This window comes from Sulfitobacter sp. EE-36 (assembly GCF_000152605.1).
In the GTDB taxonomy this organism is placed as follows: domain Bacteria; phylum Pseudomonadota; class Alphaproteobacteria; order Rhodobacterales; family Rhodobacteraceae; genus Sulfitobacter; species Sulfitobacter pontiacus.
Map to the genome: position 1 here is coordinate 388,479 of NZ_CH959310.1, position 21,875 is coordinate 410,353.

Genomic DNA, 21,875 nt, shown 5'->3' on the forward strand with positions numbered 1-21,875 from the left:
ACATGGTGGCGCTAACTGCGACTAACCTACCTGTTCATACTGTAAATCAACGTGCTAAGAGGCGGACACGACCCCTTGGGTCGAGCCATTTGTGCAAGAATTGGCACCTTTTCTCGGTGCAGCTACAGGAGACATCACATGACGTTAGGCCGCGTAAATCCGCAATTCCGCCTCGAAGACCAAGGCATAAGCGGGCTTGGTGATGTCTATTACAACATGATCGAACCCGCGCTGGTCGAAGCCGCGCTGAAACGGGAAGAAGGCACGTTAGGCAAGGGCGGCGCGTTTCTTGTGACGACGGGCAAATTCACCGGACGCTCCCCCAAGGATAAACATGTCGTAAAAACCGACAGCGTTGCGGATAAAATCTGGTGGGAAAACAACGCCGAGATGTCGCCTGAAGGCTTTGATGCGCTTCACAAGGACATGTTGGCGCATATGCAGGGGCGTGACTACTTCGTCCAGGATCTGGTCGGTGGGGCCGATCCGAAACACGCGATCAACGTGCGTATGGTGACCGAGCTGGCTTGGCACGGTCTGTTCATTCGCCACATGCTGCGCCGCCCCGAGCGCGACGCGCTGGATGATTTCATCGCGGACTTCACCGTGATCAACTGCCCGAGCTTTTCGGCTGATCCAGCTAAACACGATTGCCGCTCGGAAACCGTCATTGCGATGAACTTCGACAAGAAGATGATCTTGATCGGCGGCACAGAATACGCAGGTGAGAACAAGAAATCTGTATTCACCCTGCTGAACTACCTGTTGCCGGAAAAAGGGATCATGCCGATGCATTGCTCGGCCAACCATGCTACCGGCAATCCCGTTGATACCGCTGTATTCTTCGGTCTGTCAGGTACAGGAAAGACCACGCTATCCGCCGATCCGGGCCGGACGTTGATTGGTGACGATGAACACGGCTGGTCGGATAACGGGACCTTTAATTTCGAAGGTGGCTGCTACGCCAAGACGATCAACCTCAGCCGAGAGGCAGAGCCCGAGATTTACGCCACTACCGAAAAATTCGGCACCGTGATCGAGAACATGATCTTTGATGAAGACACCAAAGAGCTTGATTTCGACGATGACAGCCTCACCGCCAATATGCGTTGCGCTTACCCGCTTCACTACATTTCTAACGCCTCGGCAAAAGCGACGGGTGGGCACCCCAAGAATATCATCATGCTAACCTGTGATGCGTTCGGCGTTCTTCCCCCTATCGCGCGCTTGACCCCGGCTCAGGCCATGTACCACTTCCTGTCTGGCTTCACCTCCAAGGTTGCCGGTACCGAACGTGGCGTGACTGAACCCGAGCCTACATTCTCGACCTGCTTTGGTGCGCCCTTCATGCCGCGTCGCCCCGAGGTTTACGGAAACCTTCTCCGCGAGAAGATCGCGGCGCATGGCGCAACCTGCTGGTTGGTAAACACTGGCTGGACTGGAGGCGCCTATGGCACAGGCAGCCGCATGCCGATCAAAGCAACGCGCGCGCTGCTGACCGCAGCATTGGAAGGGTCGCTCGCCGGGGTAGAGTACCGCAAAGATCCAAACTTCGGCTTTGATGTTCCCGTGGCGGTTACGGGTGTTGCTGACATCCTGCTGGATCCACGCCGGACATGGGACAACCCTGAATCCTACGATCGTCAGGCTGACAAGCTGGTAAAGATGTTTGCAGAAAACTTCGAACAATACCTCCCTTATATTGATGACGACGTGAAAGCCGCCGCCATCGGCTAAAGCTTACCAGAGCCGCGCCAATGCGCGGCTCTTTTTCCATGCGCAGACTATGCTGCTTTCGACGCTCGGTCCGAGAGCGGCATATCCAGAATAAAGCGCAAATCATCGCGCCCCATATAGGCCATGAACCCCTCGACCGGCGCATCCATTCCGTTGATGAACCACCGCAACGTGCCTGGCTCCGTATGCATATAGCCGTGCCGAGCTGGAAAGCCCTTATACACGACCGAGTTGGTCATAAACGCGATGACATGGTCAGGATCCCAATGCTGCATCGCCTGCCAGAATGCATAGCGCCCCAGCACAGAAGATAGACCTGCGTTTCTGAACTCTCGCGGCGTTGTGCCCACCCAGAACTCCCCATGATAGCACACGTCGCCAGCGATGCGCTGCGCACCCGGCCCCGCGCGATACCGTGATCGGAGAAAATCGATATCAACGCCGGGCGGCGGAAACTCGACAAATGACCGACGAAGATACTCGGCTAGCTTGGCTCCTTTCAAATCCAGCATACGCATTGCCTGCGTATGCATAACATCGCCTTTGGCATTTCGGCCGACAATCCAAAAGGCATTGGTTTCGTTCAGGTCGTGCGTTTCAGGGTCAAACGGCAGCCCTAGCAAGTGATCCGGACGCGCGTCCTGCAATATCGTCTTATACTCAGCAAAATCATAACCGACCGTTAATGTGATCCCGGCCTCATGCAAAAGTGCGGAACTGCTGGCGATAAACCGTTCGCCGTCTTGAAAACTCAACAACGTCATACTGAACTCTCCTTTGATGCAAGCTGATCAAAGGGTAGCTTATTTATCGGGAATTTTCTTCGATTTTTCGGTAACCGGCTAGAAGCCGACGATCGCATCCTCGGGCATGCCAACCATCGCGTCTTGATCCAACCCAGAGATGGTGACGTGACGTGATCTATCTACCGCGGATATCAATGCAAAGCTTCCGTCAGGGAAACGGCTCGCCATCAAAAGTCGTTTATAGGCCAATGGGATAAGCTCGCCGCCTGCCGTGTTCCTCGGCATTTGCGTTACAACCTCGTCAAGGCGGACCCCGCCATTCGCCTGAACCTCACGAAAGGGGAAATCCAGCATCGCCTCAAACTCGGGACCGCCCGGAAAATTGCCGAGAGGGCGGCCAATACTGCTGCGCGCGTTCTCCCAACCCCACCAACTTGTGTAGAATGATTCTTGCCCGACTTCGATACAGATCCAACCACTGGGTGAGTCGCGATACACTAGGACATAGGGGCGAATTTGTTGAAAATTCTCATGTTCCAACCGGCCCTCGCTCTGCACCCAGGCCGAGAATGCCTCCTTGATCATTTCAGATTCACCGTCCCAAATCTGGGTAAGTGGCCGTTGCTGCTGATAAAAATTCCATCCGTTGGGTGTTTCGTGGGACAGCCGTAAAAGCCCACCCGTGCTCCGCGTGTTGCCCTTGATCCAGACCTTGCCCCGCGCAAGAAACTCACGCGCTTCTGGCAAAGCCTCTTCACCACGCTGTGTTAATTTGTACCGGCGCTCATCAACCTCAAACATTGGAGCCCCCAAGAACTCCTCAATTTGGGCGATATGACGCCGAACCGTCTGCCGCGTACTTCCCAACAAGCGCACAGCTTGGCTAAGGTTCAACGTATCCGCGAGGACGGTAAAAGATCTAACCATTTCATATAGTAACGGCGGAATTCGGTCCGCGTCAAAATCAACTGGCTTTGGGCTGTCGACAGTGTTCATTCGTCACCAATGGTAAATTAATCATACATTAAAGCATTATTTATAATACACCCTTGGCCACTTTGTAACCACAAATTGAATAAATCTATCCAATTGAACGGAAAGAGTGATTTGGGGATGACTAATTCAACAACAACCGGAGGTAATTAATATGTCGCATCCAGTGGACATCCACGTCGGCAAAAAACTTAAACAGATCCGTACGCTGCGTCGGCTTTCCCAAACTGATGTGGCCAAGCGGTTAAACCTGTCGTTCCAGCAAATCCAGAAATACGAAATCGGGTCAAACCGGGTCGCGGCAAGCCGCCTGTTTGAACTGTCCCAGATTTTAGACGTAACGCCCGCATATTTCTTTGAAGGTCTGCATGACAACACGAATGATGCGCCCAAAGCCGACCCGAGCATCGAGATTGTCAGCGCCTTGGCCGCAATAAACGATGACGCGCTCAAAACACGTATTGTGACGTTTATCGAAGATGTGTCTGGGCTGACGGTCGCGCGTCAGGGCTAAGCCTTAACCAAACACGCCTCGGCGCACCAAGTTTGCGCCCGCAATCAATAGGATGACCAGCGTCGCTTTCTTAAAGGACGCTTGGTCAATCTTATCCATGACTTTGCTGCCAAGCCACATACCGGTGAGCGACGGCAAGATCATGACGGCAGAAAAGGGCACAGTTTCAGCGCGCAGCACGCCAGATCCGAAGTGCGAAAACAACAATAGCACCGCGCCGAGTCCGTAGATGACACCCTGAACCCGCATTTGGTCGTGCTTGGGCGTGCCCAATGCGGTCAGGTAGGCGACGGTAGGCGGCCCCCAAACAGCAGATACGCCACCGACCGCCCCGGCGAAGGCACCTATAAATGCTTCTAGTTTTGTAGATCGGTGCGACAGGGTGAAGCTACGCCCCGTCACCTGCCACAGCGCGAACAATGTGATCGGAACGCCAATCACTAGCAGCATCGTATCGGCGGCGAGAAAACGCACGGTCTGCGCTGACAAGCTAAGCGCGATGCCGCCCGCAATCAGGAAAACCTTGAACATTTTGATGGAGTCCCAAGCCGCGGCCACCCCCTGCCGCAGTGCCTGAAACATATTGGTAATTACAGTCGGGAAGATCAGCCCGGCAAGGGCAAGCTCAGGCGACAAGAACATCGTCAGCCCTGAGATTAGCACCAGCGGCATCGCGAACCCCACGACGCCCTTAATGAATCCCGCCACAAGGCCAATTACAAAGGCGAACGCCCATTCTGACGGCGTCAATAAACTGAAAAACATGTCCATACCGCACGTCATATCAAGATTGCGGCGAAGCGCACGCGAAATCCTCAACGTAATTTTAAACCAAATTGACGCAGCAAAACGTATCTTTATTGTGCTGCACCTGCGAAAAGGGTATGCCGTGCTTAACCAAACAAGGGAGCTTACAGATGGCACATGATGGACAAGACGTGATTTCTGGCGCGAACATCGTGATCGATGACCTGCTCGCAACCACCAGATCAACGCTGGCCCCGGTAGACCGCCTTTTAGAAGCCGCTAAATCTGCGGTTCGTGCGACCGTTTCTCAAGACGGGAAAGTGTCGAATACACTGGTCGAAGAAAACCAAACCGCCGCGCATGGTCTTGCGTGGCTTGCGACCTACGCCCAATCGCTTCACCAGATGCAGCTATGGGCAGAGAAGCTCGACGCAGATGGCACGTTTTCAGAAACAGAAAAGCTGATCCATCAAATCGCATTCGGCGAATATCTGTGCCAGATTTCCGGCGGCATTCAGATGAACCAAGGGGAAATTCTGCGCTTGCATGATCTTGGCGTCTCTACCACAGATCAAAACGCGTTTTCCAATGCCGGCATCACGACACTGCAGCAACGAGGCAATTCGCAAGCTGCACGCACGCGTCTTGTCGAACTCATGCAAGAGCAAAGCGCCAACATCACCGTCGGGCGGTCCGGCCTTGACGAAGAGCTGGAGATGATCCGCGAACAGTTCCGTCGTTACGCTGTTGAAAAAGTGGAACCATTTGCCCACGAATGGCACCTGAAGGACGAGCTGATCCCGATTGAAGTCATCAATGAATTGGCAGAAATGGGCGTTTTCGGCCTGACGATCCCAGAAGAATTTGGTGGCTTTGGGCTGTCCAAAGCCTCTATGTGCGTCGTCTCGGAAGAGCTCTCGCGCGGCTATATCGGCGTGGGCTCGCTCGGCACGCGGTCTGAAATCGCGGCCGAACTGATCATCGCCGGCGGGACGGACGCCCAAAAAGAAAAATGGCTCCCGCGGATCGCCAGCGCCGAGACCTTGCCCACAGCCGTCTTCACGGAACCGAACACCGGCTCTGACCTTGGTTCTTTGCGCACGCGCGCGGTGAAAGATGGCGACGATTATAAGATAACTGGCAATAAAACCTGGATCACGCACGCGGCCCGGACCCATGTGATGACGCTGCTGGCGCGCACGGATCCGCAGACGTCGAACTACAAGGGCCTGTCGATGTTCTTGGCCGAGAAAACGCCGGGCGACGACGCGAATCCTTTCCCTTCCGAAGGCATGACCGGCGGCGAGATCGAAGTGCTCGGCTATCGCGGCATGAAGGAATACGAGCTTGGTTTCGACGGGTTCCACGTCAAAGGTGAAAACCTGTTGGGCGGCGAAGAGGGCAAAGGGTTCAAACAGTTGATGGAAACCTTTGAAAGCGCGCGCATCCAGACAGCCGCGCGTGCCATCGGGGTCGCGCAATCCGCGCTCGACATTTCGATGCAATACGCGATTGATCGCAAGCAGTTCGGCAAGTCTCTCATCAACTTCCCTCGCGTGTCGTCCAAACTGGCGATGATGGCGGTCGAAATCATGATCGCCCGTCAGCTCACCTATTTCTCGGCGTTTGAAAAAGACGAAGGCCGGCGCTGTGATGTCGAAGCGGGCATGGCCAAACTGCTCGGCGCACGGGTCGCTTGGGCCGCAGCTGACAATGGCTTGCAGATCCATGGCGGCAACGGTTTTGCACTCGAATACAAAATCAGCCGTGTCCTATGTGACGCACGTATCCTCAACATTTTCGAAGGCGCGGCAGAGATTCAGGCGCAGGTCATCTCGCGCCGTTTGCTCGGATGAAGTTCGGGCAGCCTGACGCGTGAAATCGTCGGGCTGCCTATCCGGCCCCCATGATCAAGCTGACCTCCCTCTTTCTGGCCATAGCCCTGACAACGCAGTGCAGTCAGGACGAAACTCTGCGGGCGTATGGGGCCGCCGATCGCCTATGGCGCTTGCAAGAACTAAACGGGGTCCCGTTCTCAGCAAACACACAGCTGTCCTTTCCAGAAAAGGAAGAGGTTACCGTTCAAGGCCCCTGCAATCGGATGTCCGGCACGAACAAGCTGCCCTACCCCTGGTTTTCTTTCACGCTCAAATCATCCACCAAAAAGGCATGTCCTGATCTCAGCCAAGAAAACATCGTTATCGATGCGCTCAACAACGCCACCCTCGTCGAAATTCTGAATGACGTCATGATTCTGTCTAACACCGAGGACCTTAATATGGTGTTTCGCGCCGTCGACTAAATGCCTCGACGTAGCGCGCGCGCGCCTCGGGTAGGGGCTTGTCCCCTAGATCGCGCGCCAGATGCCGCTCTAGGAAATATCCCGTGGTTTTGAACGCCAGCGCAATATCCGCATCGCTCGCATCCCCTTCCCCACGTAAAACGGGCGACAATGGCAGCATTTTATCAACCCACTCCCCCGCCCCTTCTCGGGTCACGGCACGCCCCGTTTTCGGAGATACAAATACCAGCCCGCTGGTCCGTCCGGTCACCGCACAGGCGCTCAGATCAAGCCCATAGCCAAGCTCGTCTAACAGGCTGATTTCCCATTGAAGATAGGCCAACGGCCACAGGTCCCCCTGCCCCAATAGATCCAGAAGCGCTTCAGTTCGACGATATAGCGGCGCATGCGCTTCGCGTTCGGGCAATGCAAAGGCAAGCAGCCCCGTCACCGCATTCAACCCCGCAAGGCTCAGCCGATCATGCATTGCCAATGCGGCGCGGCTGCGCACGGGCTCTACAGTAAACGCGCCGATATGATCTTCAAGCCGCGCGCGCCATGCGATGTCTAACTGCGCACCCGGTTGGAGAATTGGGGCAATCTTGCGACTGGTACCGCCGCGCACGATCCCGGCGTGGCGGCCGCGCTCGGGGGTGAACACCTCGATGATGGCCGATGTCTCACCATGGCGGCGCGCGCTTAGCAAAATGCCTTGATCGCGCCATTCCATCAGCTCAGCCCGCCCTCATGCAGCAGATGCCGACCCTGCCTGTCTTCCACCTCGATCACCCAGAGGTCCGGATCAAAACTGAGCTGTCGGCTGATCGACGCATCAACCTCCTGCTCCTGTCCACTTGTCATTTCGACCCAGGTCCGCTCACCACTGATCAAATCGAAACTTTTCTGAAAAAGCTGTGCATTTCCGTCGAGCGTTGCAAGCTTCACCAGAACAGCGCCGCCGGTGTCATCCCCATGCGCGACCACGAACGCAGGAATATCATACACCCGCAGCCGCGCCAGATAGGCATCGACCCAGAACCGCGCGGTCAGCCGGGCCATGACAGCCCCGTCGTTCCAAATGGTGTAAAATCCTCCCCGAAGGGTCGGGCCGCACCAGATCTAGACATTGCCGTCTTTGAACTCCAGCCCCATCTCGGAGTAGCGCTCCGCCTCGTCCAGCCAGTTCGGGCGCACTTTGACCTGCAAAAACAGATGCACTTTCCGCCCCAGAAACTCTTCAAGCTCCTCGCGAGAGGCTTTGCTGACCGCCTTGATCGTCTCGCCCTTGCTGCCAAGCACGATCCCCTTGTGACCGTCGCGCACCACATAGATCAACTGATCCACCCGCGCAGAGCCGTCTTTGCGCTCTTCCCAGTTTTCCGTCTCGACCGTCAGCTGATAGGGCAGCTCCTGATGCAGACGCAGGGTCAGTTTCTCGCGGGTCATTTCAGCGGCGATCATGCGCATAGGCAGATCGGCAATCTGATCTTCAGGATAGAGCCACGGCCCCTCGGGCAATTCGCCCGCCAGCCAGTGGCGCAACGTATCCACACCATGCCCCCGCTCGGCCGAGATCATGAATGTTTCGGCAAAATCATAGCGGTCGTTCATCTCTTTGCTCAGCCCCAACAGGACCGGAGCTTCGACACGGTCGATCTTGTTGATCGCAAGCGCGACCTTGCGCCCCTGACCGATGTCAGCGAGACCTTCCAGGATACGTTCGACGCCTTCGGTGATCCCGCGGTTGGCCTCGATCAGCAGAATGACAACATCCGCATCGGCAGCGCCGCCCCAAGCCGCGGCCACCATGGCGCGGTCCAGACGGCGACGGGGCTGGAACAGACCGGGCGTGTCCACGAACACAAGCTGGCTTTCCCCTTCCATCGCGACGCCACGAATGCGGGCGCGTGTGGTCTGCACCTTATGGGTCACGATCGACACTTTCGCGCCGACCATGCGGTTCAGCAACGTCGATTTGCCCGCGTTGGGCTCGCCGATCAGGGCGATAAATCCGGCGCGCGTGGTCATGAGGGTCTCTCCAATTGGGCCAAGAGCGTCTTGGCAGCGGCCTGTTCGGCCTGACGTTTCGATGGGGCGGACGCGACGGCGCTGGCCCCGTTTTCAATCCGGGCGGTGATGGTAAACACCGGGGCGTGGTCTGGCCCCTGCCGGTCGGTCTGAACATAGGCGGGGGGCGGTAATCCGCGCGCTTGCGCCCATTCTTGCAGCGCGGTCTTGGCGTCGCGGGCGTCTTGCTTGACCTGCATCACGCGGTCACCCCACAATCGCAGGATCAACGCTTTGGCCTCGTCAAATCCGCCATCCAGATAGACAGCCGCGATGATAGCCTCGATCGCGTCCCCCAACAACGCCTGCTTGCGGCGGCCGCCAGACAACATCTCTGACCGGCCAAGCTTCAGCACAGCGCCCATGTCGATCTCGCGCGCGACCTCCGCGCAGGCTTCCTTGCGCACCAATGCGTTGAACCGCGGGGCCAGCTGCCCTTCGGTTGCGGCCGGATCAAGTTTCAGCAGCGCTTCGGCCATCACCAGCCCCAGAACGCGATCCCCCAAAAACTCGAGCCGCTGGTTGTCGTCACGATTGGCCGACGACATAGAGGCATGGGTCACCGCGCGGTTCAACAGCTCCGGCTTGGCAAAGTGGTACCCGATGCGGCCTTCAAAGGCCCGGAGATCAGCATTTAATTTCACTTGATCGCCTTAAAGAAACGATCGCTGCGCCATGTCCAGAAGAACAACATCGACCGACCGGCCGAGCTGAACATGATCCGGTCAGCGCGACCAATCAGGTTTTCATACGGCACGAAACCGACGCCACCGGCCTGCTGTGCCAGACGGCTATCGGCAGAGTTGTCGCGGTTGTCACCCATGAAAAAGTAATGCCCTTCTGGCACCGTGTAGACACCGGTATTGTCCGACGCCTGATTGCCAATGTTCAGGATCGCATGTTCGACCCCGTTAGGGAGCACTTCGATCTGGCGGGATTTTTCACATACACCACCGGCACCGACGGCACCGTTCTCGCAACGCGGACGCATACCCTGCGGGCCCTGACGGTCCATCACCTCTTCGAAGACACCATCGTCACGCAGTTCGACCGCCGTGCCATTGATGCTGACCACACCGTCGGTGATCTGAACCTTGTCCCCCGGCAAGCCGATCAGACGCTTGATGTAATCGCGACCAGACACGGGGTGACGGAACACCACCACATCGCCGCGCTCGGGCTCTGACCCGAACAAACGCGTGTTGTCGCCGTCAAACACACCGCAGACGTCTTTCGCGTCAACCTCAATGCCGAACCGCGGCATCATCACGCTGGGACAGGATGCGTAGGAATAGCCATAGGCCATTTTGTTCACGAACAGGAAATCCCCGATCAACAACGTCTCTTTCATCGACCCCGAAGGGATCCAGAAAGGCTGGAAAAACAGGGTCCGAAAGACCCCTGCGATCAACAGCGCATAGACGATTGTTTTGATGGTTTCGACAAAGGCGTTGCCGGTTTTTTCTTTGGCGGCCATTTTGGCGCTCCTGTTCATGCGTTCGAGCGTTACATGCGGGTGCCATTGACGCAAGTCAAGCAACCCTGCCCCCGATCCATCGACCGAATGGGCTATGATCTGCCGTTAGGTCTGAATACCTGCCTTGGGGCGGGCTTCGATGACGACAAAGGCCTGCGCCCAAGGGTGATCATCTGTCAGCGTGACGTGAATGATCGCCTCGTGGCCGTCGGGTGTCATCTTGGCCAAACGCTCCGCCGCCCAGCCGGTGACCTCCATCACGGGCTGGCCGGTGCGCAGGTTGCTCACCGCCATGTCGCGCCAAGCGATCCCCATGCGCAGACCGGTGCCAAGCGCCTTTGAACATGCCTCTTTCGCGGCCCAGCGTTTGGCGTAGGTGCCCGCGACATCACGGCGACGTTCGGCCTTTAGCTGTTCGACCTCGGTGAACACACGATTGCGGAAACGGTCGCCAAAGCGGTCCAGCGTGCCTTGAATCCGTTCGATATTCGCGAGGTCGGTGCCGATTCCCAAAATCATGCCGCGCCCTCAGCCCTTGCGGGCATCATCCATCAGGCGGCGCATCTCGGCGATGGCGGGGCCGAGGCCCAGAAAGATCGCCTCGCCAATAAGGAAATGCCCGATGTTCAGCTCTTGCACCTCGGGGAAAGCTGCGACGGGGCTGACGGTATCATAGGTCAGGCCGTGGCCCGCGTGCACCTCAAGCCCCAGATTATGGGCGAATTTTGACATCTCCTCGAGCTTTTGCAGCTCCTTTTGCGCTTCCTCCCAATGTCCTTCGGCATAGGCGTCGCAATAGGCACCGGTGTGCAGTTCGATCACCTCTGCCCCAATGCGGTTCGCCGCCTCAATCTGGCGCTGATCGGCGGCGATGAAGATGCTGACGCGGCTGCCCGCTTCGCGCAGAGGAGCAATAAAATGCGCCAGCCGGTTTTCCTCGCGTGCGACTTCAAGCCCGCCTTCGGTTGTCCGCTCTTCGCGCTTTTCCGGCACGATGCAGACGGCATGGGGTTTGTGGCGCAGGGCGATGGCCTGCATCTCTTCCGTGGCGGCCATCTCGAAGTTGAGCGGCACGTTCAACACCTCTTGCAGTCCTTCGATATCCGCGTCGGTGATGTGGCGTCGATCCTCGCGCAGGTGCGCGGTGATGCCATCAGCGCCTGCCTCTTGCGCGGCGCGGGCTGCGCGCAGCGGGTCCGGATAGGCACCGCCGCGCGCATTCCGCACAGTCGCCACGTGGTCAATATTTACGCCCAGCCGAAGCTTACCTTGTGCCGCCATGGTCTTTCCCCTCCAGAGCCGCCTGCTCTGCCTTGCGTTTCGCCTCTGCCTTGGCCGAGGCTTTCTTTTTCAACAAATCGAACTTGGCCTTGATCGCGCCCTTGCGCCGCTTTTGATAGGCCCGCAGCAAGGGCACGGCCAGATAATAGGCGATCGTGGCGCAGATCATGCCGGGCACGATGCCCCCGATCAGATACGGATAGAACACCTGATGCCAGAAGACCTCAAGCCCCGACCAATCCATGTCACGGCTGGTAAAGATCGCCACAAAGTTGGCCAACAAGTCGTGACCGGCGTCAAAGAATTTGCCCCCGAAGGACCGATGCTCCCCCGTCCGCATGTGGGAACCGAGAATCCAGTGTCCCATGGACAGCGATGACAACCCGATCGGGACATAGGTCAGCGGGTTGCCAAAAAACGTCCCCATCAATGCGGCCAGCAGATTGCCCCGCATGACACGCGATACCAGCGCTGCCACGATAAAATGCATGCCGTAGAAGGGCGTAAACGTGGTAAAAACACCGGCCCAGATGCCACGCGCAATGCGTTCGGGCGTATCGGGCAAGCGGCGCATCCGGTGTTTGACATAGTGAAACGCCCGCGTCCAACCACCCCGAGGCCACATGAATTCAGCCATCGCGCGCACTGTCGGCTTTGGATCGCGGCGTTTGAAAATCAACAGTTCGTCCTTGGGTCAGTGCAGTCCGGGCGGATCATGCGTCTTTGGTACCTGCCTTGAACAAGTCGGGGTTCCGGTATCGACTGATCTCGGCGACCTCGCTCTCGGCCTCCAACATCGGGATCAAAGAATGCAGATGCGCAATGTCTCGCAGTTCTACGTAGATCAACAACCGGTAAAAGTCAGGCTTGCGGTCCAAAAATTCCAGATCGGCGATATTGGCAGAGGATTGGCCGATCAGCGTACAAATCCGCCCCAGCACGCCCGCCCCGTTGCCGATGGTCAGATCCAGTGTTGCCCCATAGATCGCGGGATGTGGCCCGTCGTGCCAACGCAGGTCCAGCCAGCGTTCGGGCTGGTCCTCGTAATGCGACAGACGCTCGCAATCGATCGTGTGGATTTTGACGCCCTGCCCGCGGAAGGTGATGCCGACAATGCGTTCCCCCGGCAGCGCCTGACAACAAGGCGACCGGTCAAAGGATTGCCCCGCTTCCAGCCCCACCACCGCGCGCTTGCGGTCGACATGTTCCCCGGGTTTGGGGCGCAGGTTGGGATAGACGGCCTGCACCACCTCTTGGCCCGTCAGTTCGGCAGAGCCAAGCTGCGCCAAAAGCTCCTCCGCGCTGGAAAGGCGCAGGTTGCGCGCCGCGGTGCGCAGCACTTTCTCCGTCGCCGATTTATTCATCTGCTCGAAGGCAGAGCGGGCAAGTTCGCGCCCAAGGCTGACAAAGCGCGCGCGATCCAGTTCACGCAGCGACCGACGGATCGCCGTCTTGGCCTTGCCCGTCGTCGCGATATCCAGCCATGTCGCCTGCGGTGTCTGACCTTGGGCGGTGATAATCTCGATCGACTGGCCGTTTTTCACCCGCGTCCACAAAGGCACGCGCATCCCGTCGATCTTGGCACCCACGCAGGCAGACCCGATTCGCGTGTGGATCGCATAGGCGAAATCAATCGGCGTCGCCCCACGCGGCAGCTTGACCACCTCGCCCTTGGGGGTAAAGCAGAACACCTGATCGGCGTACATCTCAAGCTTGACCGCCTCGAGGAAATCTTCGTGATCCTCCTCTGAATCGAGCTGCTCTGTCAGTTGCGCGACCCATTTGACCGGATCAACAGCAAAGGGGTTCCGCGACCGCACGCCGTCACGATAGGACCAATGCGCCGCCACACCGGATTCAGCGACATCATGCATTTGCCGCGTTCTGATCTGCACCTCGACCCGTTTGCCGTCACGGCCAGAGACGGTGGTATGGATCGACCGGTAACCGTTCGTCTTGGGCTGACTGATATAATCCTTGAACCGGCCCGGCACGGCCCGCCAGCGCCGATGGATGGTGCCAAGCGCGCGATAACATTCATCCTCCGAGGTGGTGATAACGCGGAAACCGTAAATATCCGATAAACGGGAAAAGGATTGCTGCTTTTCCTGCATCTTGCGCCAGATCGAATACGGTTTTTTCGCCCGCCCAAAGACTTCGGCCTCGATCCCGGCTTTCTCAAGCTCGTGCCGCATGTCGCCGGTGATTCGCTGGATGACATCGCCCGTTTCGCGCTGAAGGGTGATAAAGCGCCGGATGATCGACTGTCGCCCTTCGGGGTTGAGCACGCGAAAGGCCAGATCCTCAAGCTCTTCGCGCATCCATTGCATGCCCATACGCCCCGCAAGAGGCGCATAGATATCCATTGTTTCACGTGCTTTCTGGATCTGCTTGTCAGGGCGCATCGACTTGATCGTGCGCATATTATGCAGCCGATCCGCCAACTTAACTAAAATAACCCGCAGATCTTTCGACATTGCCATGAACAGCTTGCGAAAGTTCTCGGCCTGTTTTGTCTCGTTGGAATTCAGTTGCAGGTTGGTCAGCTTGGTCACGCCATCGACCAGTTCAGCGACATCATGTCCGAACTTGTCATCGACGCTGCTATAGGACGCTTTCGTGTCCTCGATCGTGTCGTGCAGCAATGCGGTGATGATGGTCGCGTCATCCAGCTGCTGTTCGGTCAAAATAGCCGCGACAGAGACCGGATGCGTGAAATAGGGCTCTCCGGAATGGCGGAACTGGCCCTCGTGCATCTGCTGGCCATACTCATAGGCCAGCCTGATCTGATTTTCGTTCGTCTTAGGGTTATAGGCGCGCACAAGCGCGATAAGGTCGTCAGCCGTAATGTCGGCGGTATTCATACCTGTCCTGCCTATAAGCCCCGAAGGGCGCGGGCCTTAGCCCTGCCCTTGTGCCGCCATCAACTGCCGCAGCAGCATTTCTTCGGACATGCTGTCCTCTTCGGGCTTATCTTGCTCAGCCCCCATAAGAAGCGCCATTGCGTCCTCTTCGGGTTCATCAACCTCGATCTGGTTCTGGTTGCTTTCGATCAGACGCTCGCGCAGCTCGTCGGCCGATTGGGTTTCATCCGCAATCTCGCGCAGGGACACGACAGGGTTTTTGTCGTTATCGCGATCAACAGTAACCGTAGAACCTGCCGCAATTTCACGCGCACGATGCGCGGCAAGCATGACAAGCTCGAACCGGTTTGGCACTTTATCTACACAATCTTCGACAGTGACGCGGGCCATGGGGATGCTCCAATCATGAATGCTGCAAGAAGCCGACTATTTAGAAGCCATCGGCGGAATTTACAAGGGCCTATTCCAGCGGCCATACCCCCTTTTTATCTGCCTCTGGCAGGTCATTCAACATCTCGCGAACGGTTTTGCCGATCAGGGGATGACGCCAGTCCGGCGCGATGTCCGCCAGCGGCACCAAAACAAAGGCACGATCCTGAAGCCGCGGGTGCGGCAGGATCAGCTGGTCGGGCGCTTTGACCATCTGCTGTTCAAGCGGAATCTCCCGCCAATCGGTCTGGGTCTGTACATCCGGCAACACCACATCCCCCATCGCGATCAGATCCAGATCGACCGTCCGAGGGGCCCAACGGCTTTGCCGCTCGCGCCCAAGCTCTGCTTCGACGGCATGAAGAATAGCTAAAACTTGATCCGGCTCCCCTTCTACCCTTATACTAGCGGTTGTATTTACGAAATTCGGACCTGATCCCGCAGGAAACGCATAGGTTGAGTAAAACGGGCTAAGAGCAACAACCCGCACGCCCATACCAACCATAATATCAAGGGCCCGATGCAGAGTTTCCGCCGGCCCTCCCGCAACTGATGATTGATTGCTCCCGAGGGCGATCAGCGCGCACTTGCCGATTTCACCCCCCTTGGGGTCAGGGATGGCCAATGTCTTCACTTGCTGCCTCTCGAAAAAACCTTAGTTAGTATTGTATTCATAGTCGGAAACTAAATTTGAAACATTTCGTTTTATAGCGGCTCTACACGACGCAAATTTCCGAACGACGTGTATTAGGAAGGCACTTCATGTTCTACAAGGACGAACGGCTCGCTTTATTCATCGACGGCTCCAACCTTTACGCAGCTGCCAAGAACCTGGGTTTTGACATTGATTACAAGCTACTGCGGCAGGAGTTCATGCGCCGCGGCAAACTGCTGCGTGCCTTTTACTACACCGCTTTGCTGGAAAATGACGAATACTCCCCCATACGCCCGCTGGTCGACTGGCTGAACTATAACGGGTTCTCCATGGTGACCAAACCGGCCAAGGAATACACCGACAGCATGGGCCGCCGGAAGGTCAAAGGAAACATGGATATCGAGCTCGCGGTCGACGCGATGGAGCTTGCGCCACATCTTGACCACATCGTGATCTTCTCCGGTGACGGCGATTTCCGCCCGCTGGTCGAAAGCCTTCAACGCCAGGGCGTGCGCGTCTCTGTCGTCAGCACAATCCGCAGCCAACCGCCCATGATCTCGGACGAGCTGCGCCGCCAAGTGGACAACTTTATCGAACTCGAAGACCTGCGCGACGTTATTGGCCGGCCGCCACGTGAAACATCTGACGAATAACCCGCGACGGCGCGCCTAAATCTCCGCATCCCTCATGCCCCCGCAATACGTGCGCGCGCATTTGAAGCATCAGACTGTGCCGCCGCTGGTCTGGACGATGCGCCGCGCAACCCTTACCTATGGCCCATGCCCAAGGAGAGTGTGATGACCAAACCGCCTTTGACCCTGTATCTTGCCGCGCCACGCGGGTTCTGCGCGGGCGTCGACCGCGCGATCAAGATCGTCGAAATGGCCATCGAGAAATGGGGCGCGCCGGTCTATGTGCGCCACGAGATCGTGCACAATAAATTCGTCGTCGACGGGCTGCGCGAACGGGGTGCGATCTTTGTCGAGGAACTGTCGGAATGCCCCGATGACCGGCCCGTGATCTTCTCGGCGCACGGCGTACCGAAAGCCGTTCCCGCCAAGGCCGAGGCACGCAATATGGTCTATGTCGACGCGACCTGCCCGCTTGTCTCCAAGGTGCATATCGAGGCGCAACGCCACGCCGACGCCGGGCTGCAGATGATCATGATCGGCCACGCGGGCCACCCCGAAACCATTGGCACCATGGGGCAGCTCCCCCCGGGCGAGGTTTTGCTGGTTGAAACGCCCGCCGATGTCGAAACCGTCAAGGTGCGCGACCCGAGCAAGCTGGCCTATGTCACACAGACAACGTTAAGCGTTGATGACACAGCCGAGATTGTCGCCGCCCTGAACAAACGTTTCCCGCAGATCATTGGGCCGCACAAAGAAGACATCTGCTACGCCACGACCAACCGTCAAGAAGCGGTGAAGGCAATGGCGCCGAAGTGTGATGCGATGCTTGTTGTAGGCGCGCCAAACTCATCGAACTCTCGCCGTCTGGTCGAGGTCGGATCGCGTGCGGGCTGCGATTACGCCCAACTGGTGCAGCGCGCGACGGACATCGACTGGCGCAGCCTCGAGGGGATCAAAAGCATCGGGATCACCGCCGGTGCCTCGGCCCCCGAACAGCTTATCAACGAGGTCATTGACGCGTTCAAAGACCGATACGATGTAACCACCGAAATGGTCGAAACCGCGGTAGAGAATGTGGAATTCAAAGTCCCCCGTGTGCTGCGGGTACCCGCATGACCGGCATCCCCCGCGCGCCGCTTTGGCTTGGCCTTGCCGGGCTTACTCCCTTTATCTGGGGGGCCTTGACCGGGCTGGTCGATCCTTTAGCGAACTGGGGGGCGGCGACGTTCGGCGGCCGTTTTGTCGGGCCATATATCCAGCTGTTCTACGGCACAGTTATTCTTTCCTTCATGTCCGGTGTGCTATGGGGATTCGCAACCAAGACCAGCGGGGCGAAGGCGACGGCCGGCTATATCCTCGCCGTGATCCCGGCGCTTTGGGCGTTCTTCATGACAAGCGGCGGCCCCGTGGGTGCGGGGCTGAACCTGATGTTCGGTTTTGCGGGTCTACTGGTCCTTGATGCCGCCTTCTGGCACTGGCGTCTTGCGCCGCGCTGGTGGCTAAAGCTGCGCACGCTTCTGACCGCCGTCGTGCTGGCGTGTCTGGCTGTGGGCGTCTTTCTGTAGCAGCGAAACTTGCGGGCGGGGCGTAGATTAGGCTGGACGCCCCCACGCCAGACTGGATAAGGCAGCCCCATGACCAAGCTGATTGCATATACTGATGGTGCCTGTTCCGGCAATCCCGGCCCCGGTGGCTGGGGTGCCCTGATGCGGGCGATGGATGGCGACAAGATCGTTAAGGAACGCGAGTTGAAAGGCGGCGAACCCGCCACCACCAACAACCGGATGGAACTGATGGCCGCCATCAGCGCGCTCGAAGCGCTGGCCCGCCCGACCGAGATCACGATCGTCACCGACAGTAACTATGTCAAAAATGGCATCACCGGCTGGATCTACGGCTGGAAGAAAAACGGCTGGAAGAATGCCGCTAAAAAGCCCGTCAAAAACGCGGAGCTTTGGCAGCGGCTGGATGCGGCAAATGCGCGGCATCAGGTCACCTGGGAATGGGTCAAAGGCCACGCCGGCCATCCCGAGAACGAGCGCGCGGATGAACTGGCGCGGGCGGGCATGGCCCCGTTCAAAACCAAATGAGCCTGATCACCCTGCTGGAATATGCCTCCGTTCTGGTCTTTGCGATTACGGGGGCGCTGGTCGCCAGCCGCGCCCAGCTTGACCTTGTAGGCTTCGCCTTTATCGCCTGTCTCACGGCCTTGGGCGGCGGCACACTGCGCGACCTGTTGCTGGATCGAAACCCGATTTTCTGGATTGCGAACCCCACCCATCTCGCCGTGGGCATCACTGCCGCAATGGTGGTTTTCTTTACCGCGCATCTCCTCGAAAGCCGCTATCGCGCGCTGCTATGGCTCGATTCCGTGGCGCTCGCCGTGGCGGTTGCTGCGGGTACGGGTGTGGCGATCTCGCTTGATCAATCCGCTGTGGTCGTGGTGCTGATGGGGATGATCACCGGCTGCATGGGCGGGTTGATGCGCGATGTTGTCGTGGGGGAGGTGCCGCTTGTTCTGCAACAGGGTGAACTTTATGTGACCGCCGCTTTCGCCGGTGCCGCAACCGCCGTCATCATCCGTAGCATTCTGGGCGATGATGCGCTGGCGCTGTTTGCCGGTGCCTGTATGACGTGGATTTTGCGTGCCGGATCGCTGTATTTCGGATGGCACCTACCCGTGTACAAAAGCCGCCCGCCGCGGGTGTAACGTTACTTTCGACGCCAGTGAAACGGCACGATGATCAGCGCCCCGATAGAGGACGCGATGGCGTTCATGCCGGCCGAATTAAACCCGAAGCCGAACATCAACCGCACGAAATAAAACAGGAAAGCGCCGCCCACGCAGATGATGATCGAGGCAAGATAGCCGTTGCGGGTAAAGCCTGACTTTTCGGCGAAAAAGCCGACAAGCCCCGCGATCACAACCGTGCCAATAAGCGTCGGAAGCATGATTTACCCTTTGCTTAGAACTGTGCCCGCAGCAATCTGCGCACCACGCTGGAACGTTTGCGCATCTTGCGCCGCTTTCCCCGCACGTTGCAAGCGGATCAGCTGAACCGCACCCTCCCCGCAACCGACGCGCAGAGTGTCATCCAGAACCTCGCCCGCTGCGCCCACGCCCTCGGCAAGCTTCGATGCCAGCACCTTCACCCGCGTGCCGTCCAGATCGAACCATGCACCAGGAAACGGCGACAGCCCCCTGATTTGCCGGTCCACCTCTGTTGCGGGGCGCGACCAATCGATGCGCGCCTCGGTCTTGTCAATTTTACTGGCATAGGTCACGCCCTCTTCGGGCTGCGGTTCCGGTTGCAGGTCAGGCAGTTCCCGAAGTGCTTCCACGATCAACTCTGCGCCCATGGTGCTTAGTCGGTCATGCAGTTCGATCGTCGTCTCGGTGGTGCGGATCGGCGTCGCAGCGCTCAACAGTACGGGCCCCGTGTCCAACCCCGCCTCCATCTGCATGATGCACACACCCGTTTCAACGTCGCCCGCCATAATCGCCCGATGGATCGGCGCGGCACCCCGCCATCGGGGCAACAAACTAGCGTGGATATTCAGGCACCCGGATTTCGGCGCATCCAGAACGGCTTGGGGCAAAATCAGACCATAGGCCACAACAACAGCGACATCCGCGTCGAGCGCTGCAAACTCCGCCTGCGCCTCGGCGGTTTTCAACGAAACGGGGTGACGTACCAGCAACCCCAAAGCCTCTGCCCGTTGCTGAACCGGGCTGGGGCGGTCCTTTTTGCCGCGCCCTGCAGGGCGCGGCGGCTGGCAATAGACGGCGGCGATTTCGTGGCCGGCCAAGACCAACGCATCCAACACTGGCACTGAAAAATCAGGTGTTCCCATAAAGATAACACGCATCGAACACTTCCCTTCAAACCGTAGAGGCAATCAGCCCTTGTACTTGCGCGCCTTGCGCAGCAGCATATCACGACGCGTTTTACTCAGATTGTCGACAAACATTTTGCCGGCAAGATGGTCGATCTGATGCTGCACGCTGGTCGCCTCCAACCCGACGAAATCGCGCGTCACTCTCGCGCCCTGCTCGTCAAGATACTGCACTTTCACACCGCGTGGACGCCGGATCTTGGCCGATATTCCGGGCAAATTCGGGCTTGCCTCTTCGTATTCATTCATGATCGCCGAAGCGTCGATGACGACCGGGTTTGCCAATCGAATCCGCTTGTCCCGCGCTTGCGAGGCATCGACAACGGCGACCTGCAGCGACACCCCGATCTGCGGTGCGGCCAGCCCGACCCCCGGCATCGCGTCCATCGTGTCGATCATGTCGTCCCAGAGCGCACGAATTTCATCATTTATTTCTGCCACTTGGGCGGCGGGCGTCCGCAAACAGGCGTGCGGCCACGGAAGAATGCGACGAACGGTCATTGGCTTTGCTCCTGCGCGACACGGTCATAAATGACGATGCCATCAAGGTGGTCATATTCATGCTGCACGATCACGGCCTCTGCGCCGGTAAACTTTCGTTCGTGGGTGCCATCAGCATCCGTCCACCGCAAGGTAACCTCTGTTGCGCGGGCAATATCCATCGGCACGCCGGGGATCGACAAACATCCCTCTTCGCCAATCGCGCGGGTGTCAGACAGGCTGACGATCTGCGGATTGATACAGGCGACAGGCGTCGGGGTGCCTTCCTTCCAGCCCGCATCGAAAACGAAAATACGCTCCGTCCGGCCAACCTGCGGGGCCGCCAACCCGCGACCGGGCGCGGCATACATCGTCTCGAACATATCAGCGATCAGCTGGTCGATCTCGGGCGTGCGCGTGGCGACGGGCGCGCACACAGCTGTCAGCCGCGCGTCAGGCCAGGTCACGATGTCCAACACGCTCATCCGCGCGCCAGTTCGCGTTTCAGCTTGGTCATTTTGCGCGTGATCATCTGGCGTTTCATCGGTTTGAGATAATCGATAAAAAGCTTGCCATCCAGATGGTCGATCTCGTGCTGCACGCAGGTCGCCCATAGTTTGGTAAAGGTCTCGGTCTGCTCGTTCCCGTCGATATCGATCCAGCGCACGTCCACATCTGCGGGGCGCGTCACATCGGCAAACTGCTCGGGGATCGACAAACACCCTTCTTCATAGGTGTTCAGCGCGTCCGAGGCGGCGATGATTTCGGGGTTGAACATCACCAGCGGTCGCGGCGTCTCCCCTTCCTCCTTTACGCAATCCATGACGATCAAGCGGTTCATCACCCCGATCTGGGGGGCCGCAAGACCGATCCCCGGCGCGTCATACATCGTGGCGAGCATATCATCAGCCAAGCTGCGCAACTCGTCCGTCATATCGGTCACGGGGGCGCATGGCTTTTTCAGCCGCGGGTCAGGGTGTAGTAAAATATTGCGTATCATTTGGTTGATTTAGGCCAACACCTGCGCCGCTGCAACCTCGGGGCTTGCGGTCTGGTCGATTAGGTTTAGCGTGTC

Annotated in this window: 28 protein-coding genes; 9 read left to right on the forward strand and 19 right to left on the reverse strand. The window is 58.1% G+C overall.

Annotated features, from left to right (window positions below; translation table 11 throughout):
• Positions 1–138: 138 nt before the first annotated feature.
• Entirely contained in the window at positions 139–1,737 is a 1,599-nt protein-coding gene (locus EE36_RS04510) for a phosphoenolpyruvate carboxykinase (RefSeq protein ID WP_005849919.1), read from the forward strand.
• Positions 1,738–1,784: 47 nt separating this feature from the next.
• Here the strand turns inward: EE36_RS04510 and EE36_RS04515 are convergent, their stop codons facing one another.
• Together EE36_RS04515 and EE36_RS04520 are read right to left on the reverse strand one after the other, a co-directional pair.
• A complete protein-coding gene (locus EE36_RS04515) occupies positions 1,785–2,501 on the reverse strand; it encodes a hypothetical protein (RefSeq protein WP_005849921.1) in 717 nt (238 codons plus the stop codon).
• A 78-nt stretch (positions 2,502–2,579) separates the two neighbouring features.
• Positions 2,580–3,479, reverse strand: a complete 900-nt coding sequence (locus tag EE36_RS04520; protein WP_005849923.1) for a LysR family transcriptional regulator — start codon at positions 3,477–3,479, stop codon at positions 2,580–2,582.
• Between the two features lie 151 nt (positions 3,480–3,630).
• On the opposite strand from EE36_RS04520, the gene EE36_RS04525 reads away from it, so the two are divergent.
• The gene (locus tag EE36_RS04525) at positions 3,631–3,990 is read left to right on the forward strand and encodes a helix-turn-helix domain-containing protein (protein WP_005849925.1); all 360 of its coding nucleotides are present in this window, start codon (positions 3,631–3,633) and stop codon (positions 3,988–3,990) included.
• A gap of 3 nt (positions 3,991–3,993) precedes the next feature.
• Here EE36_RS04525 and EE36_RS04530 read toward each other — a convergent pair whose 3' ends face one another.
• Positions 3,994–4,761 (reverse strand): sulfite exporter TauE/SafE family protein, encoded by a 768-nt coding sequence (locus EE36_RS04530; protein WP_005849926.1) that lies wholly within the window; start codon positions 4,759–4,761, stop codon positions 3,994–3,996.
• A 146-nt stretch (positions 4,762–4,907) separates the two neighbouring features.
• Here EE36_RS04530 and EE36_RS04535 point away from each other — a divergent pair, with 146 nt between their 5' ends.
• Both EE36_RS04535 and EE36_RS04540 read left to right on the forward strand, forming a co-directional pair.
• A complete protein-coding gene (locus EE36_RS04535; RefSeq protein ID WP_005849928.1) occupies positions 4,908–6,593 on the forward strand; it encodes an acyl-CoA dehydrogenase family protein in 1,686 nt (561 codons plus the stop codon).
• A gap of 50 nt (positions 6,594–6,643) precedes the next feature.
• A complete protein-coding gene (locus EE36_RS04540; RefSeq protein ID WP_039911561.1) occupies positions 6,644–7,039 on the forward strand; it encodes an META domain-containing protein in 396 nt (131 codons plus the stop codon).
• On the opposite strand, the gene recO is transcribed toward EE36_RS04540, so the two are convergent.
• The 11 genes from recO to folK form a co-directional block, all read right to left on the reverse strand.
• The gene (gene recO, locus EE36_RS04545; RefSeq protein WP_005849930.1) at positions 7,011–7,748 is read right to left on the reverse strand and encodes a DNA repair protein RecO; all 738 of its coding nucleotides are present in this window, start codon (positions 7,746–7,748) and stop codon (positions 7,011–7,013) included. The two genes, EE36_RS04540 and recO, sit on opposite strands and share 29 nt — an antisense overlap.
• Entirely contained in the window at positions 7,748–8,077 is a 330-nt protein-coding gene (locus EE36_RS04550) for a DUF1491 family protein (RefSeq protein WP_005849931.1), read from the reverse strand. Before EE36_RS04550 ends, recO begins: the two co-directional genes overlap by 1 nt.
• A 60-nt stretch (positions 8,078–8,137) precedes the next feature.
• Positions 8,138–9,046 (reverse strand): GTPase Era, encoded by a 909-nt coding sequence (era, locus tag EE36_RS04555; protein WP_005849932.1) that lies wholly within the window; start codon positions 9,044–9,046, stop codon positions 8,138–8,140.
• The gene (gene rnc, locus EE36_RS04560) at positions 9,043–9,729 is read right to left on the reverse strand and encodes a ribonuclease III (RefSeq protein WP_005849933.1); all 687 of its coding nucleotides are present in this window, start codon (positions 9,727–9,729) and stop codon (positions 9,043–9,045) included. Before rnc ends, era begins: the two co-directional genes overlap by 4 nt.
• Positions 9,726–10,562 carry a signal peptidase I gene (lepB, locus tag EE36_RS04565; protein ID WP_005849934.1) on the reverse strand — a complete coding sequence of 279 codons (837 nt, stop codon included), beginning with the start codon at positions 10,560–10,562 and terminating at the stop codon, positions 9,726–9,728. Before lepB ends, rnc begins: the two co-directional genes overlap by 4 nt.
• A 105-nt stretch (positions 10,563–10,667) precedes the next feature.
• Positions 10,668–11,081, reverse strand: a complete 414-nt coding sequence (gene acpS / locus EE36_RS04570) for a holo-ACP synthase (protein ID WP_005849935.1) — start codon at positions 11,079–11,081, stop codon at positions 10,668–10,670.
• 9 nt (positions 11,082–11,090) lie between these two features.
• The gene (locus EE36_RS04575; protein ID WP_005849936.1) at positions 11,091–11,843 is read right to left on the reverse strand and encodes a pyridoxine 5'-phosphate synthase; all 753 of its coding nucleotides are present in this window, start codon (positions 11,841–11,843) and stop codon (positions 11,091–11,093) included.
• Entirely contained in the window at positions 11,827–12,522 is a 696-nt protein-coding gene (locus EE36_RS04580) for a DUF2062 domain-containing protein (RefSeq protein ID WP_005849937.1), read from the reverse strand. The genes EE36_RS04575 and EE36_RS04580 overlap by 17 nt, the downstream gene beginning before the upstream one ends.
• Before the next feature lie 34 nt (positions 12,523–12,556).
• Positions 12,557–14,707, reverse strand: coding sequence for a bifunctional (p)ppGpp synthetase/guanosine-3',5'-bis(diphosphate) 3'-pyrophosphohydrolase (locus EE36_RS04585; protein WP_005849939.1), 2,151 nt, complete (start codon positions 14,705–14,707; stop codon positions 12,557–12,559).
• A 36-nt stretch (positions 14,708–14,743) separates the two neighbouring features.
• The gene (gene rpoZ, locus EE36_RS04590) at positions 14,744–15,097 is read right to left on the reverse strand and encodes a DNA-directed RNA polymerase subunit omega (RefSeq protein ID WP_005849941.1); all 354 of its coding nucleotides are present in this window, start codon (positions 15,095–15,097) and stop codon (positions 14,744–14,746) included.
• Between the two features lie 70 nt (positions 15,098–15,167).
• Positions 15,168–15,770 carry a 2-amino-4-hydroxy-6-hydroxymethyldihydropteridine diphosphokinase gene (gene folK / locus EE36_RS17290; RefSeq protein WP_338460440.1) on the reverse strand — a complete coding sequence of 201 codons (603 nt, stop codon included), beginning with the start codon at positions 15,768–15,770 and terminating at the stop codon, positions 15,168–15,170.
• 128 nt (positions 15,771–15,898) lie between these two features.
• On the opposite strand from folK, the gene EE36_RS04600 reads away from it, so the two are divergent.
• The 5 genes from EE36_RS04600 (at position 15,899) to EE36_RS04620 (ending at position 19,133) form a co-directional block, all read left to right on the forward strand.
• Positions 15,899–16,444, forward strand: coding sequence for an NYN domain-containing protein (locus EE36_RS04600; RefSeq protein WP_005849944.1), 546 nt, complete (start codon positions 15,899–15,901; stop codon positions 16,442–16,444).
• 144 nt (positions 16,445–16,588) lie between these two features.
• Positions 16,589–17,539 carry a 4-hydroxy-3-methylbut-2-enyl diphosphate reductase gene (gene ispH / locus EE36_RS04605; RefSeq protein ID WP_005849946.1) on the forward strand — a complete coding sequence of 317 codons (951 nt, stop codon included), beginning with the start codon at positions 16,589–16,591 and terminating at the stop codon, positions 17,537–17,539.
• Positions 17,536–17,988 (forward strand): DUF3429 domain-containing protein, encoded by a 453-nt coding sequence (locus tag EE36_RS04610; RefSeq protein WP_005849947.1) that lies wholly within the window; start codon positions 17,536–17,538, stop codon positions 17,986–17,988. Before ispH ends, EE36_RS04610 begins: the two co-directional genes overlap by 4 nt.
• Positions 17,989–18,057: 69 nt before the next feature.
• Positions 18,058–18,513: a ribonuclease HI gene (rnhA, locus tag EE36_RS04615; RefSeq protein WP_005849948.1), complete on the forward strand. Its 456-nt coding sequence runs from the start codon at positions 18,058–18,060 to the stop codon at positions 18,511–18,513.
• A complete protein-coding gene (locus tag EE36_RS04620) occupies positions 18,510–19,133 on the forward strand; it encodes a trimeric intracellular cation channel family protein (protein ID WP_005849949.1) in 624 nt (207 codons plus the stop codon). The genes rnhA and EE36_RS04620 overlap by 4 nt, the downstream gene beginning before the upstream one ends.
• Before the next feature lie 2 nt (positions 19,134–19,135).
• On the opposite strand, the gene EE36_RS04625 is transcribed toward EE36_RS04620, so the two are convergent.
• The 5 genes from EE36_RS04625 to def (EE36_RS04645) are packed head-to-tail and all read right to left on the reverse strand — an operon-like array spanning position 19,136 to position 21,800.
• Entirely contained in the window at positions 19,136–19,375 is a 240-nt protein-coding gene (locus tag EE36_RS04625; RefSeq protein ID WP_005849950.1) for a hypothetical protein, read from the reverse strand.
• Between the two features lie 3 nt (positions 19,376–19,378).
• Positions 19,379–20,293 carry a methionyl-tRNA formyltransferase gene (fmt, locus tag EE36_RS04630; RefSeq protein ID WP_005849951.1) on the reverse strand — a complete coding sequence of 305 codons (915 nt, stop codon included), beginning with the start codon at positions 20,291–20,293 and terminating at the stop codon, positions 19,379–19,381.
• A 30-nt stretch (positions 20,294–20,323) separates the two neighbouring features.
• Positions 20,324–20,821, reverse strand: a complete 498-nt coding sequence (def, locus tag EE36_RS04635) for a peptide deformylase (protein ID WP_039911567.1) — start codon at positions 20,819–20,821, stop codon at positions 20,324–20,326.
• Positions 20,818–21,285, reverse strand: a complete 468-nt coding sequence (def, locus tag EE36_RS04640) for a peptide deformylase (RefSeq protein WP_005849953.1) — start codon at positions 21,283–21,285, stop codon at positions 20,818–20,820. Before def (EE36_RS04640) ends, def (EE36_RS04635) begins: the two co-directional genes overlap by 4 nt.
• The gene (gene def / locus EE36_RS04645; protein WP_037941269.1) at positions 21,282–21,800 is read right to left on the reverse strand and encodes a peptide deformylase; all 519 of its coding nucleotides are present in this window, start codon (positions 21,798–21,800) and stop codon (positions 21,282–21,284) included. Before def (EE36_RS04645) ends, def (EE36_RS04640) begins: the two co-directional genes overlap by 4 nt.
• Between the last annotated feature and the right edge of the window lie 75 nt (positions 21,801–21,875).

Excerpts from the sequence above, each read along its gene's own strand:
- EE36_RS04620 (WP_005849949.1), top strand. The coding sequence starts at position 18,510 with ATGAGCCTGATCACCCTGCTGGAATATGCCTCCGTTCTGGTCTTTGCG.
- EE36_RS04550 (WP_005849931.1), bottom strand. The coding sequence starts at position 8,077 with ATGGCCCGGCTGACCGCGCGGTTCTGGGTCGATGCCTATCTGGCGCGG.
- def (WP_037941269.1), bottom strand. The coding sequence starts at position 21,800 with ATGATACGCAATATTTTACTACACCCTGACCCGCGGCTGAAAAAGCCA.
- EE36_RS04575 (WP_005849936.1), bottom strand. The coding sequence starts at position 11,843 with ATGGCGGCACAAGGTAAGCTTCGGCTGGGCGTAAATATTGACCACGTG.
- EE36_RS04610 (WP_005849947.1), top strand. The coding sequence starts at position 17,536 with ATGACCGGCATCCCCCGCGCGCCGCTTTGGCTTGGCCTTGCCGGGCTT.
- def (WP_039911567.1), bottom strand. The coding sequence starts at position 20,821 with ATGACCGTTCGTCGCATTCTTCCGTGGCCGCACGCCTGTTTGCGGACG.
- EE36_RS04520 (WP_005849923.1), bottom strand. The coding sequence starts at position 3,479 with ATGAACACTGTCGACAGCCCAAAGCCAGTTGATTTTGACGCGGACCGA.
- EE36_RS04535 (WP_005849928.1), top strand. The coding sequence starts at position 4,908 with ATGGCACATGATGGACAAGACGTGATTTCTGGCGCGAACATCGTGATC.
- rnhA (WP_005849948.1), top strand. The coding sequence starts at position 18,058 with ATGACCAAGCTGATTGCATATACTGATGGTGCCTGTTCCGGCAATCCC.
- EE36_RS04515 (WP_005849921.1), bottom strand. The coding sequence starts at position 2,501 with ATGACGTTGTTGAGTTTTCAAGACGGCGAACGGTTTATCGCCAGCAGT.
- recO (WP_005849930.1), bottom strand. The coding sequence starts at position 7,748 with ATGGAATGGCGCGATCAAGGCATTTTGCTAAGCGCGCGCCGCCATGGT.
- ispH (WP_005849946.1), top strand. The coding sequence starts at position 16,589 with ATGACCAAACCGCCTTTGACCCTGTATCTTGCCGCGCCACGCGGGTTC.
- def (WP_005849953.1), bottom strand. The coding sequence starts at position 21,285 with ATGAGCGTGTTGGACATCGTGACCTGGCCTGACGCGCGGCTGACAGCT.
- lepB (WP_005849934.1), bottom strand. The coding sequence starts at position 10,562 with ATGGCCGCCAAAGAAAAAACCGGCAACGCCTTTGTCGAAACCATCAAA.
- EE36_RS04540 (WP_039911561.1), top strand. The coding sequence starts at position 6,644 with ATGATCAAGCTGACCTCCCTCTTTCTGGCCATAGCCCTGACAACGCAG.
- EE36_RS04600 (WP_005849944.1), top strand. The coding sequence starts at position 15,899 with ATGTTCTACAAGGACGAACGGCTCGCTTTATTCATCGACGGCTCCAAC.
- EE36_RS04525 (WP_005849925.1), top strand. The coding sequence starts at position 3,631 with ATGTCGCATCCAGTGGACATCCACGTCGGCAAAAAACTTAAACAGATC.
- fmt (WP_005849951.1), bottom strand. The coding sequence starts at position 20,293 with ATGCGTGTTATCTTTATGGGAACACCTGATTTTTCAGTGCCAGTGTTG.
- EE36_RS04510 (WP_005849919.1), top strand. The coding sequence starts at position 139 with ATGACGTTAGGCCGCGTAAATCCGCAATTCCGCCTCGAAGACCAAGGC.
- acpS (WP_005849935.1), bottom strand. The coding sequence starts at position 11,081 with ATGATTTTGGGAATCGGCACCGACCTCGCGAATATCGAACGGATTCAA.
- EE36_RS04530 (WP_005849926.1), bottom strand. The coding sequence starts at position 4,761 with ATGGACATGTTTTTCAGTTTATTGACGCCGTCAGAATGGGCGTTCGCC.
- rpoZ (WP_005849941.1), bottom strand. The coding sequence starts at position 15,097 with ATGGCCCGCGTCACTGTCGAAGATTGTGTAGATAAAGTGCCAAACCGG.
- EE36_RS04625 (WP_005849950.1), bottom strand. The coding sequence starts at position 19,375 with ATGCTTCCGACGCTTATTGGCACGGTTGTGATCGCGGGGCTTGTCGGC.
- era (WP_005849932.1), bottom strand. The coding sequence starts at position 9,046 with ATGACCACGCGCGCCGGATTTATCGCCCTGATCGGCGAGCCCAACGCG.
- EE36_RS04585 (WP_005849939.1), bottom strand. The coding sequence starts at position 14,707 with ATGAATACCGCCGACATTACGGCTGACGACCTTATCGCGCTTGTGCGC.